Raw genomic sequence first — 12313 nt, forward strand, 5'->3', positions numbered from 1 at the left:
TGCCGCCGGAATTGGTGATCATTTCGCTCCGGAATACACAATACTTGGGTTATGCAAATCCGTATTAAGCATTATGGTTTGAAATGCTAAAACATAGGCAGCATCCGCATTGGAAACTACATCAGGATTTTGCTTGGAATAGGCTTCACTAAAGCTTTGAACTAACCGGTCAATTTTTTGAGCTTCTCCAGGTAATTTAAATGCTTTTAAAAAGGTTCTTAAACCTTCGACAAAACTCTGTCCATTGAAGTCCATTTGACTGGTAAAAGCTTTTAATACCTGTTGATTTTCTGCTTCTGGACCACTCAAATAATCCCCAACTGCCTCTAAATCCAAATTTTTTCTTTGTTGATGAAAGAACTCGGCAATCTCTTCATTGGGAGAAATTTTACATTGTTCACATATTTCTTTTATTTTATTTATCCCATTTTTTGGCTTGGCATTGAATGCCTCAATAATCTCTCTTTGGGCTTTTTCAATTTCTGTATGCATAAGCTGCTCCTTTCGTCGAAAGAACTGATGAATTGCGCTTAGATAAAAAATTAATCAGCATTCCGTTTTAATAGTGAGTGCTTGTGGTTATATTATAACCCAATTGATCTAATTTTGCCTTTTATAGACAATAAACACTTGCAGACTTAAGTTCTTGAGGATTACAAAAATATCGCAGTGTGCTTTATACGTTCTATACTAGTTAATATACAATTAGATTGAAGATAAGCGGCTATGGAAGATGAATCCAAAGTCAAAAAAGGGTTAAAAGAAGAAAAAGAACAACTTAATCAAAAGTGGCTTGAGCAATTATTGAATAACCCACGCTGGGGCCCTTCCGTCGTTAAGTTGGCTATGGCAAGAAAAAAAGAAAATCGGAATCAACGTGGTGAGGCATTTAACTGTTTTGTGCTGAGTAGACCACAAAATGCGCTTGAGGAAGATGAATACCGGAAGTTCCTGGATAAGTTAAAAAATAACATTAAAGATTTTAGCGGAACGACCCGATTTCAAGTCGCTCTTTTTACTGCAGACAACCACCATTGGACAGCGTTTGATTTTTTTATCGTAGATGGAAAACTCCATGTTTTTTGTTTAGATGCCGCTAATGATAGTGCAGGAGATGCCGCGCTTGATGAAATCATAAGCCGATTTCCTGATTGCGATGCTTACCGGCTAGAGCCTGATAGAGATCCAAAAGCGAAGGATTCAAAACATTTTCGTTTGATTCAAACTGACCGGGAAAATTGCTCACGAATGACCATTGAACATATTTTGCTGTTGTCAAAAAAGAAATTTTTATTTAATGAACATTTTGCCAACTACAAAATGGTTAATGGGGTAAAGTTGATTAATCCTGACACACTATTCAGGCAATCTCCGGATCTGTATCGCATGACTCAAATCGATTCTATTCTGGACAGTCTTATGATTACATCACCAAAAGAGGCGCAACGATTAGTCAGTAAGAAAGGTTTGAATGCAGAGCAGTATAGGGACTTGCGTGGACATACATCAGGTAAACAATCCAAATCATCAAAAAATACAACCATCGATTACAAGAGACAGAATGTGGAGAAAAATCTTTTAACTTTTTTAGACGAGAGTGAGAAGAAGCATTTAGAAAATATTCTCGAGAACTCGGAAAAACAATGGTCTGAGTTTTTAGAGATGTCTCAGACTGAACGCATAAAATTTTTATTGGGCAATATCAGAGAGAGGCCTTTTAAAGAAATTGCTGGGAATATTCTAGGTAAAGGTATAAAAGACAGGCTGGATCATAAAAAATACATTGAAAACGACGTGATTAAAAAAAGTTCTTTTACTCTTTTTAGAGGTATGGATAAGCATTTTGAAATCAAGAAAATTAAAGCAGAAATTAATGAACTGGAAAAAGCCTTGAAAATAGTAAACCAATTACCCAATGAAACAAGTGCTGATGAAGTATTATTGCATTTACATAAACAAAAATTATCCTCTGAGGTAAAAGCAGAACTGAGGGCAGCTCAAGAAATTTATACGCTATTAGACAGGGAAAAATCCAATCTCCAGTCTCATAAAGTGTAGTAATTCAAATTTGATCTGACAGACACTTATTGAAAAACAGGTAACTGTCAGATCAAGTTTAAACTACTGCAATTAAGTCAGCCCTTTCAGTTTTGTTATACAGGCAGTTGATTTGGACAGGCTACCATTTAAAATAGCGACATTAACCCCTTAATAATCCGCGCGCAAAATTAGCATTCATTGGAGGATAGGACTAATGTTGGCCCCTGAAATATCCTTGCTGGATCATCTTCCAGGCTATATTGGCTGGAAGGATTTAAACCGCAATTATTTAGGTGCAAACAAAGCGCTGCTGGAATTGAAAGGATTTTGTGATATAGAAGAGCTAGCTGGTAAAACAGATGAGGAGTTGTCGCCTTGGGCTACTGAAGAGAATAAAATGTTCCAGCAGCAAGATTTGCGCGTATTAAACGGCGAAAAAATAGCAACAGTGCATTTCGATTCGAAGACTAGTGAGGTTTTCCTGCTGGAAAAATGTCCTTTAACAGATAAGGACAATAAGGTGACGGGATTGATTTATTCTTGCCATCCTTATCCCAAGAATGAAATATTTAGAGTTTTAAGGCAGTTTGATGATAAATTGCATTTAAGTCCCCATTATTACACGCTGAATGACAATAAAAATATCTATGGATTAACAGACCGTGAGCATGAATGTGTGTTTTTATTAATAAGGGGGAAATCCGCAAAAGAAATTGGGGCTTTGCTTTCTCTATCCAAACGGACCATAGAGTCGTACATAGAAAATATTAAGAATAAAATGGATTGCAGGAATAAGGCTGAAATACTGGTAAAAGCAGTGTTAAATGGTTATCACAATCACATCCCTGCAAGACTACAGAAAGTGGCTATTATAAGGTCACTTTAATCATTATGATGTTGAACTTCCACCGTATAAATACGGTGATTGAAGCAAGGTTGAATACGGTATTATTTTACAAACTGACCCGAATCATTTGAAAGGAAATTCTCATGCGCCGTTTATTGATTACCATGTTTATTGTTTTATTATCTAATGCAGGATATTGTGCGCCTGTCTTTGAAATTCTTCCTCTTGGAGTTTATGGTGGTTTGAAAGATGGAAATTTATCAGCTTATTTAATAAAGGCTATCAAAAGTAAAAATTATACGGCCCTTGATGGGGGCACTTTGGTGCGTGGGCTTGAAATCGCAGTGGATAGACAATCTCTGCCTAATAAAAAGGTTGATGATTTGCTGCAAAAACATATTCCAGCCTACCTTATTTCTCATGCCCATCTTGATCATGTTATGGGGCTTGTGATGGCGCAACCCGAATTACGAGAAAAGCAAACCATTATGGCACGTGAAGAAACCATGCAGGCATTGCAGGACAATATTTTTAATTGGTCTGTCTGGGGGAATTTTGGAGATAGGGGAGAAATTCCTCATTTGAATTTTCAGCATTATCAAACTCTGCCATTACTCCAGTGGGCTGCTATTCCTGATACTGATCTGCACGTTAAAGCATTCCCTTTGAGTCATGGTGGAATGGCATCAAGCGCATTTTTAATTCGTTATAAAACTGAATATGTCCTCTATTTTGGTGATACTGGTGCTGATCACATTGAAAAATCAACAAACCTGGAGAATATTTGGAAAGAAATTGCGCCACTCATAAGAAATAAACAGCTTCATGCCATCATGCTGGAGTGTTCATTTTTAAATTCACAGCCGAATGACAAATTATTTGGTCATTTAAAACCAAACCTATTTATGTTGGAGTTGCGAAAATTAGCATCGATTGTTGATCCTTCAGATTTTAGAAACTCACTACAAGGCTTACCCGTTGTTGTTACGCACATCAAACCCAAGTTAGCTGACTTTTCAAATTCTAATGAAGATACGGAAAAACAGGTTATAATTGAATTGTCTCAGGAAAATGATATTGGCGTAGAATTAATTAAACCAGAGCAAGGTATCAAGTTAAGTTTGTAATTTGGCGTAATTTCTCTACAGCTGCCAACAGGGTCAATTCAATGCAGCTCTCATAAGGTCCAGTTCAAGTGAGTCCTTGCGTGCTTGAACTGGTATTGACTCAGATTCATGTAAATGCTTTCCGGCTTTAAGCCAATGCTTTTATCGGAAACTCCGGAATACTAACACCATGTTTTGTAAGTTGCTTTTTGCATTGATTATGGAAAAAAGTGTGGGCTTCAAATTGTTTTCTTACAAGCGCGTGTTCATTGCCCGCATCTTGTGTTGACTCGTTCAAACTGATTTCTTGAATTAAGTTTGCATTGTAGAAATTTCTTCGTAGAGAATCTTCAATGGTTCCATGTGAACGGTTAAATACAAAGTGAATTTTAGGATTATTGATTGCATCAACGAGCAAGGATTTGGCAGCAATATTCATTTGATGCCTCAAATCAGCATCAAATTTAGGGCTAAACCATTTTCTTGCAAATGGATAGGCGGGTTTGCCTCCCATTAGTTTTAAGGCCACATCTTTAACAGTGAATTTTTTATGGTAATCTTCGACTGGGGCGTGACCTCCGTTTAATGTTATAATTTCTTTAATATCTTCCTTACTGATGAGTATTAATTTATTCGTATCCTTATTGTTAATAGCCTTTATTTTTTCTTCAATTAAATTGAAATCATTAATTTTTACCTTTTCATATTTTCCATCAGGCTTAATATAATATAATTCCTTAACACCGCTCTCTTTGAGAAATATATAGCTGTTTTTGTATTGTTCTGGATTTTCAGGTAATTCGGACATCAAATGGAGGTGATGCGTTTTTACTGCCCTGAAAAATTTCATTTTCTCGTTAATTTTTCTTTGCGTAAAATTGCTTTGTAAATAATCCTCGCCTGTTCCATTATTTTCTTTGCGTTCTATTATCTTTCCTTTGTCATTGATGCCGTCGAATTCCTGATAATTATTAGTTCCAGGAATCTTAACTAAAAAGGAGCGCTGCATTGAAATGGCCAGCGCGTGAGCATAATACTCAATTGATTTTTTCAATAATTGCTGTTCTGGAGAGTTGTCTCCCGCATCAATCATGTTTAGCAAACCACTGCGTTCAATAATTTGATTTCTTAAATTTTCCAGAGTGGTGTCGACACTTTGTTCTTCACCTTCAATAAAGCATACTTTTTTTGTTGGGGGTAAAGTATTTAACTCATAAGTAAATTCACTGGCGGAATGAAAAGAGGATAGTTCATTAATCCAGGACTGTGTTACCAATTGAGTTAGCCAGTTACCTTTTTCCATGTCACCTAAGTAGCATTTTTTCGCTTTCTGAATAGCTGGATCTCTAACCTGCTCCCATTGTTCTGAATGACTGACTATTTTCGACTCAAGTGATTCTAAAACGCTTTTAATAGTATCTAATTGCGCTTTGACCTGTTTTTCATAGCTTTTGTTATCTTCCTCAGTCAGGGCTTTTATTGCCTTATTTTCAAGGTCAATTTCTCGTTTGTACATTGCTTCAAGATGGAGTAATAAACCCATTTGTTCAGCATAATCGAGATGGTTTTTTGCAGGTGCTGCAGCAATTTTTTCTCTCTCTCCTGCGGTATCTGTTGCTGGTATGGTACCCAAGGCGGAGTGATTCGATGCATATTCTTTTAAACCTTTAACCAGCTTGTTATAGGTGACTTCATCAACATTGCTGTCCCCATGATTCTCCAATTCGGTGATTGGTTTATTGGCTCTTATCCTGTTTTTTAATTCATGGTAGGCTGCTTCAAAATGTTTTTTATTCTGTTGGTGAGTTTTTATAGCCGGATTGGACATTTCAGAAATAGTAATTGGCAGGGGTGGGAATTCTTCATCAGTAACATTGAGCTTGGTAAGCGCTTCGTGCACCTGTTTTAACTCGCTAAGTAGTTTGCTAATGCCTTTATTGAACTGAAGCTTATCTGCAGTTGCTTTTAATTTTTCGAGTTGAATTTGAAACTCTTTAATTGTAGTTAAAGCAATTTGTAGAAATTGACTTTCATGAGTTTGAATCTCGATCGGCGTTAGCAATTCAATGAGAGTAGCCACCGTTTTTTGAGCGGTAGCCAATGTTTCCTGTTCGCCTTCCTCATAATCAAATTGCTCAAGTAATGATTCGGAAGCCAAGGAACAGAACTCTTCTTTAAGCTGTTGATTGCCTTTAGCTTGCAGGACATCATTCCAATCCTGATCCAGTATTTTTGGTTTTACAACAACGACATCCAGGCCTGCTTTGCGAAAACAAGCAACTGCTTTATTCAGGTTATCAACAGCTTGCTTATCACTGTCATTGTCTGCAAGTAAAACAATTTGAGCGCCTGGCGGTACTTGAGTCCGGATTACAGGAATTGCATGAACCATTTCGGTAATGCCAAGCGAAGCCATTACTGTATAATCACCATTAAGGGCCCCCACTATGGAGGCTGCTGTTTCTATGCCTTCCGCAATATAGAGGCGAGACGGATCACTACCTTTTTTTACCAGAGCCGCTTTACCAAAGGAATCAATGTATCGCCTGTCTTCGATTATCGTTTTACCATCATTTTTAGGTTTTACCTTAGTACCATCTGGATTAAGATCGACCGTTTGCACCCCGATTATTTCTCCACGCGCATCAATAACAGGAGTGATCAATCGATTGGGTTTAGAGCCTTCGGGCGGCAGGGCGCGCATTTCACATTGTTGTATTGTTGTTTCGGGTAAACCTCTGGTTAACGACAGATAGCTTTTTGCCGCATGGTTATCTTGTATAGGTTGAGCTTTATTCCATAAGCTCCTTGCGATTTCTATATTTTTTTTGTAACCCGCATGTTGCTTAATCTGTTTCAATTTTGGAAGCTCGATTACTTGTTTGGATTTAGCCATTTGATACCTCAGTCGTTTGTATATTCTTGAACTAGAGTTCTAATCGTTTGTTTGACGCAAATTATATCGAGAAAAAATTAATAGAACATTAATCGATCATAAAATATAAAAATTAAACAATAAGAATTAAATTTATCGAATGATAGCAACTGTATAAACTATTGATGAACCAGGTTCAAAATAGAATAAAGTGCTTTAAAATCATCCATAAAAAGAAGAAGCTTGAAAACTAACGGCTTTACGGAAGGTTTTTATCGAAAATGAAATTAATATTGCAAAGAGTCAAAAATTTTATTAGCAAACAAAGTAGGGTGCTTTCAATTGAAAATTCTCTGAGCATCTTTGTATCCTGCGTTAATGCGCCTTTGTATCGCTTTGCGGGAAAAATCAAAAGAAGCGGTTGCATTTTCTTCATCTGAGCTTTCTATATAAATTATATCCTGAATATATTTGTAATTAAGCAGTCGTTTATAGCCCGGGAGCTGTCTTATCAAGCTATTTTCAGGAATCACCTTTTCAATTTCCTGTATAGTTTCAATGTACTCATTAATTTTTTCAGTTAATTCGGTATTAAAACGGATTTTATTGGAAAAAATGATTTCAAATACTCTGTCAAAAACTTCAGGCATATTAGTCGGTATTTTTCCCTGGCTGGGGAAAAGATTAATCACAATAATTTGCTTTTCAACGTTTGGATCAGGATTGAGTTTTTCCAGAACCGGAGATAGCGGAGTATTGGAAAATAAACCCCCATCCCAGTAATAAGTATCTCCAATGAGTGTCATGGGAAAGCCAGGGGGCAAACTGCCGCTGGCCAATACATGCAAAGGTGTGATTTCTGTACGGTTAGTACCCTGATTCTCAAAAATGGCGCTTTTACCTGTTGTAACATTTGTTGCAGTAAGAATTAGATGGATTGGGCTGCTATTCAGCTTGTCAAAATCAATGTATTTTAATAATAATTGCTGAAGAGGCATTGTGGTATAAAAATTGGTCCAATAAGGCATAGACCAGTAATCGGTACGCAAATGGTAAAAAGCAGCATTGCCAAAGAGTGACAGATAAGATTCGGCATTTTCTGGGAATATCTGGGTAGAAAAAACAGTCAACTCCTCCCACATTGCTTCCAGAGTCTGAATAGGATCGTCTTTTGCCCCAATCAGTGTCGCTGCGTTGATGGCCCCAATAGAAACGCCTGAAATAATGTTTGGCGAAAAACTGTCTGATGCATAGAGGTATTTTAATACGCCTAACTCATAAGCTCCCAGTGCTCCGCCTCCCTGAAGTACAATAGATGTTTGCTTCATGGATGTCCTTATCATTTCACGCTGTATCAACAAGTATAGCAGGTAACTATAATGAAAATGATGCTGAGTCATTGTCCTCTGATGCCCTTCCTTTCTAAGTATTTGTTTAGCACTTTGACTTTCCTGGAAAAAATATTATTATGAATAATTCCATTACCAATATCTGAATAAGACTATTCTTATAAAACAGGAAGATTTGATGGAAGTTGACCATATTAAAAATGAAGTAAAATTATTTTTACTCAATTCTTTTCGAATTAAGGATATTGGTTATTCGGATAATATTTTTGATACAGGCGCAATGCACTCTTTATTTTTCATTCAATTATTAGTTTTTATAGAGAAGAAATATAAAATTGATCTTGAGGTCGGTGAATTTGATCTGAACCAGTTAACTACTATTGATGCTATCGCTCACTTTATTTCCAGTAAACTATAATTGTAATAGGTCACTCCCCTATGTTGGATTTAGGGCAAACAGCCAGAGTTGAGCTTTTACTTATAATTCAATACGAATAGCTGTGATAAGCGTTGGTGGACAAACGGCATGAAACAAACAAAACTTACTCTTCTTGGCGCGGGAACAATGGGTTCAGGTATCGCACAGCTTTTTGCACAATGCGGATTTTATGTCACTTTAATCGATAATCTCCAATCTCAATTAGATAAAGCAAAAGCCACTATCGCTAAAAATTTACATTATCTGGCATTAACTCAAAACTTAGAATCGACACATTCTATTGAAACCATCCTGGCATCAATTACCTTTACAACAAAGTTAGATGAACTTAAGCAATCGGAATATATTATAGAAAATATCACTGAGAATTGGGATCGGAAAAAAGCGTTGTATCAGGTATTAAATGAAGAATGTAGCGCAACCTGTATTTTGGGGGTAAACACTTCATCCATCCCTATTACTAAAATCGCGTCACTTGTTGATCATCCTCAACGTGTTATAGGTGTTCATTTTATGAACCCGGCACCGATGATGCCTATGGTTGAGGTGATTAAGGGATATCATACTGACGAATTGACAATAGAAAAAACCAGATCGTTACTTGAACAAGTCCATAAAAAAATGATCGTCGTTAAGGACTCCGTTGGTTTTGTGAGTAACCGTGCCATGATGATTTTTATTAACGAAGCCATCTTTATGGTACAGGAAAACATTGCATCAATCGAAGACATCGATGTTTTATTTAAACAATGCTTTGGGCATAAAATGGGGCCGCTGCATACCGCCGATTTAATTGGGTTGGATACGGTTCTCTATTCTTTGGAAACCATCTATTCAGAATTAAACGATCCAAAATATCGACCATGCTGGTTATTAAGAAATATGGTGGATGCAGGGCTTCTTGGACAAAAAACAAAAAAAGGATTTTATCAATATGAGTAGAATTGCAAACAGGCACTAAGGAGAGGAATTTTGCCCAACTATCAGCCTCGACAAGTGAAACAACAACGGTTCTTTAATCAATTCATAGAAAATTGGCTTCACCCTCATGCGAAAGTTTTTGATAAAGAACAAAACATTCCGCGCGATTTTTTTTATACCTTAGCCCAAAATGGCTTTTTGGGCGCTTGCATTCCTAAACAATTTGGCGGGCAGGAATGGGATGAATTGACCATTGGTCTCATGCATGAATCCTTTGCTAAAGAGCTTTGTTCTTTGGCAAATATTTTAACAGTATTAGGAATGGTCAGTAAGTCACTTTTACAGTTTGGTTCGAAAGCGCAGAAGCAAATCTGGTTACCCCGGATTGCCTCAGGAGAAACCTTAGCCGCATTGGCTTTAACGGAATCTAATATAGGCAGTGATTTGGAACATGTTGAAACCCAGTTGTTGGATGCAGGTGATGTATTCATTCTAAAAGGCAGTAAAAAATACATTACCTTAGGGCAAATAGCTGATTTGTTTTTAGTTTTAGCAAATTGCCAAGGCCAACTGACTGCGGTTTTAGTTGAAAAGGACACGTCAGGCTTAATTATTACACCCATGTCTAATTTTTTAGGATTACGTTCTAATATGTTGGCAGAAATTTTTTTTGATAATTGCCGAATTCCTAAAACAAATCTGTTGGGTAGTATCGGTATCGGCTTTAACTGTGTTATTCAAACTGCTTTAGATGAAGGACGTTATACAACAGCGTATGGATGTGTTGGTTTAGGGCAAGCTTGCCTGGATGCGGCTCTTGGCTATACTCAAAAAAGAAAACAATTCGATCGCAGATTAGACGAACATCAGCTCATTCAAAAAATGATAACTGAAATGGTGGTACAGGTTAAAGCCGCCCGGGAATTGTGTTTTTATGCCGGAGAACTTAGACAGCAAAAAAATCCAGCATACATAGCTGAAACATTAATTGCAAAATACGCGGCTTCAAAAATGGTTGTTTTTGTATCTAACCATGCTTTGCAAATATTTGGTGCAGCTGGCTTTGAAGAAACTTACCCTGTTGAGCGATATTACAGAGATGCCAAGGTAATGGAGATCATTGAAGGTACCTCACAAATGCACGAGATACTCATTTCAAAGCTTTGCAACAATAAATAGAGGATATTATTAAACAATGCGATCCCCTGATCAGTACACGACAATTTGCTCCTTATTTGAGGAGAAGGTAAAGCAATGCCCGGAAAATACAGCGGTTTATCTGGAAGATCGCCAAATTTCGTATGATGCCTTTAATAAACAAGCCAATCAATACGCGCGGTATCTGCAAAGAAAAGGGTTGCCATTAAATGGAATTGTCGGCATTCAACTCACGCGTTCTTTTGAAATGCTGGTGGCAATTTTTGCGGTATTAAAGGCAGGAGGTGCTTATTTACCGATAGATCCCATGGCTCCGGTCATAAGAAATCAAACCATCCTTGAAGACAGCCAAATCAAATTTCTAATTGTTAGTGATAATTCATTATTGCCCCAAAAAGCGGGGTTGCAAGTATTAAGCATTCATGCCAATGTGAGCGATGAAGATTGCCATAATTTAAACTTGCCTCGAGAAAAACAGGATTTAGCGTATGTGATGTATACTTCAGGCACTACTGGCAAACCGAAAGGGGTCATGATTTCACATCAAGCTTTGCTTAATCGTATTTTATGGATGCAAAACACATTTCCCTTGCAAAGTCATGATGTAGTATTTCATAAGACACATATTTGTTTTGACATCTCTGTCTGGGAGACCTGTTGGTGGTCTATCGTGGGCGCCGGAGTAGTACTTTTACCTCCAAGAAAAGAACATGACATCAAGCTGTTTATTCAAATGATTGAGCAATATCAAATCAATGTCATTCATTTTGTACCTTCCGTATTACGAATATTTTTAAGTTACATCGAACAGGATTTTTCGATAAATCGTTTAAACTCTCTAAAGTATGTATTTTCAAGTGGCGAGGCACTGGATGCCAAAAGTGTTAATCTATTCAACCAGTTATTTCAAGATCAAAAAACAATATTAGTCAATTTATACGGGCCCACAGAGGCCACAATAGATGTTTCCTGTTTTATTTGTGAAAAGCACAAACGTTTTGACACTGTACCCATTGGAAAGCCTATCCAAAATACTCAATTTTTTGTGTTAGACGAGCAGTTAAATTCAAGCGGCTTCGAACCTGGAGAGCTTTATATTTCCGGAGTTGGATTGGCTCAGGGTTATTTAAATAATCCAGTGCTGACTCAGGCATCGTTTATAGACAATCCTTACTTGCCTGGAGAAAAAATGTATCGTACTGGAGATATAGTCCGTTGGAATCAAGAGGGTGAGTTATTATTTTTAGGCCGCAAGGACGAACAGGTCAAATTACGTGGCATACGTATTGAATTAGGAGAAATTCAGCATCATTTATTAGCGCATCCCAACATCCATGATGCTGTCGTGGTCTGTGAGAAAGTAGATTGTCTTGATCATAGAATGGTTGTATTCCTGATTGCTAATAACAAACAAACAAAGATTGGCAGCGCAGAACTGAAATCCTTTTTAAAAAACAGGCTCCCGGATTATATGATACCAGAGCATTATCTATGGTTAAGTGCATTTCCAATAAAAGAAAATGGAAAAATAGACAAAGAGAAACTATTGAGTTTCATTTAGCATGAGCAATGCCCGAG

Annotated in this window: 9 protein-coding genes and 1 pseudogene; 7 read left to right on the top strand and 3 right to left on the bottom strand. The window is 37.1% G+C overall.

All coding sequences use genetic code 11. The annotated features are described in order from the left end of the window. Window positions 1-39: 39 nt before the first annotated feature. Window positions 40-492 (bottom strand): annotated as a pseudogene (locus CC34_RS01000000116310) (Sec7 domain-containing protein); the annotation flags it as partial. 234 nt (window positions 493-726) lie between these two features. Here CC34_RS01000000116310 and CC34_RS0109015 point away from each other — a divergent pair. The 3 genes from CC34_RS0109015 (at window position 727) to CC34_RS0109025 (ending at window position 4014) form a co-directional block, all read left to right on the top strand. Next, complete coding sequence (locus CC34_RS0109015) at window positions 727-2058, top strand: YopJ family acetyltransferase (RefSeq protein ID WP_027228578.1); 1332 nt, start codon at window positions 727-729, stop codon at window positions 2056-2058. A gap of 196 nt (window positions 2059-2254) precedes the next feature. Continuing rightward, complete coding sequence (locus tag CC34_RS0109020) at window positions 2255-2926, top strand: helix-turn-helix transcriptional regulator (RefSeq protein ID WP_027228577.1); 672 nt, start codon at window positions 2255-2257, stop codon at window positions 2924-2926. 104 nt (window positions 2927-3030) lie between these two features. Next, entirely contained in the window at window positions 3031-4014 is a 984-nt protein-coding gene (locus CC34_RS0109025) for an MBL fold metallo-hydrolase (RefSeq protein ID WP_027228576.1), read from the top strand. A 127-nt stretch (window positions 4015-4141) separates the two neighbouring features. On the opposite strand, the gene CC34_RS0109030 is transcribed toward CC34_RS0109025, so the two are convergent. Further along, entirely contained in the window at window positions 4142-6889 is a 2748-nt protein-coding gene (locus CC34_RS0109030) for a toprim domain-containing protein (RefSeq protein ID WP_027228575.1), read from the bottom strand. Window positions 6890-7206: 317 nt separating this feature from the next. Continuing rightward, the gene (locus tag CC34_RS0109035) at window positions 7207-8196 is read right to left on the bottom strand and encodes a patatin-like phospholipase family protein (protein WP_027228574.1); all 990 of its coding nucleotides are present in this window, start codon (window positions 8194-8196) and stop codon (window positions 7207-7209) included. 199 nt (window positions 8197-8395) lie between these two features. On the opposite strand from CC34_RS0109035, the gene CC34_RS0109040 reads away from it, so the two are divergent. The 4 genes from CC34_RS0109040 to CC34_RS0109055 all read left to right on the top strand — a co-directional run bounded on the left by CC34_RS0109040 (window position 8396) and on the right by CC34_RS0109055 (window position 12296). After that, a complete protein-coding gene (locus CC34_RS0109040; protein WP_011214197.1) occupies window positions 8396-8635 on the top strand; it encodes an acyl carrier protein in 240 nt (79 codons plus the stop codon). 108 nt (window positions 8636-8743) lie between these two features. Continuing rightward, on the top strand, window positions 8744-9598 hold the full coding sequence (locus CC34_RS0109045; protein ID WP_027228573.1) for a 3-hydroxyacyl-CoA dehydrogenase family protein: 855 nt from the start codon (window positions 8744-8746) through the stop codon (window positions 9596-9598). 30 nt (window positions 9599-9628) lie between these two features. Beyond that, complete coding sequence (locus CC34_RS0109050) at window positions 9629-10756, top strand: acyl-CoA dehydrogenase family protein (RefSeq protein ID WP_027228572.1); 1128 nt, start codon at window positions 9629-9631, stop codon at window positions 10754-10756. Between the two features lie 16 nt (window positions 10757-10772). Continuing rightward, complete coding sequence (locus CC34_RS0109055) at window positions 10773-12296, top strand: amino acid adenylation domain-containing protein (RefSeq protein WP_027228571.1); 1524 nt, start codon at window positions 10773-10775, stop codon at window positions 12294-12296. The last annotated feature ends 17 nt before the right edge of the window (window positions 12297-12313 follow it).

It is taken from the genome of Legionella pneumophila subsp. fraseri, assembly GCF_000586315.1.
In the GTDB taxonomy this organism is placed as follows: domain Bacteria; phylum Pseudomonadota; class Gammaproteobacteria; order Legionellales; family Legionellaceae; genus Legionella; species Legionella pneumophila_B.

What these genes read in the sequence shown, in the direction of transcription:
- CC34_RS0109025 (WP_027228576.1), top strand. Translation starts at nt 3,031, where the DNA reads ATGCGCCGTTTATTGATTACCATGTTTATTGTTTTATTATCTAATGCA.
- CC34_RS0109055 (WP_027228571.1), top strand. Translation starts at nt 10,773, where the DNA reads ATGCGATCCCCTGATCAGTACACGACAATTTGCTCCTTATTTGAGGAG.
- CC34_RS0109035 (WP_027228574.1), bottom strand. Translation starts at nt 8,196, where the DNA reads ATGAAGCAAACATCTATTGTACTTCAGGGAGGCGGAGCACTGGGAGCT.
- CC34_RS0109015 (WP_027228578.1), top strand. Translation starts at nt 727, where the DNA reads ATGGAAGATGAATCCAAAGTCAAAAAAGGGTTAAAAGAAGAAAAAGAA.
- CC34_RS0109040 (WP_011214197.1), top strand. Translation starts at nt 8,396, where the DNA reads ATGGAAGTTGACCATATTAAAAATGAAGTAAAATTATTTTTACTCAAT.
- CC34_RS0109030 (WP_027228575.1), bottom strand. Translation starts at nt 6,889, where the DNA reads ATGGCTAAATCCAAACAAGTAATCGAGCTTCCAAAATTGAAACAGATT.
- CC34_RS0109020 (WP_027228577.1), top strand. Translation starts at nt 2,255, where the DNA reads ATGTTGGCCCCTGAAATATCCTTGCTGGATCATCTTCCAGGCTATATT.
- CC34_RS0109045 (WP_027228573.1), top strand. Translation starts at nt 8,744, where the DNA reads ATGAAACAAACAAAACTTACTCTTCTTGGCGCGGGAACAATGGGTTCA.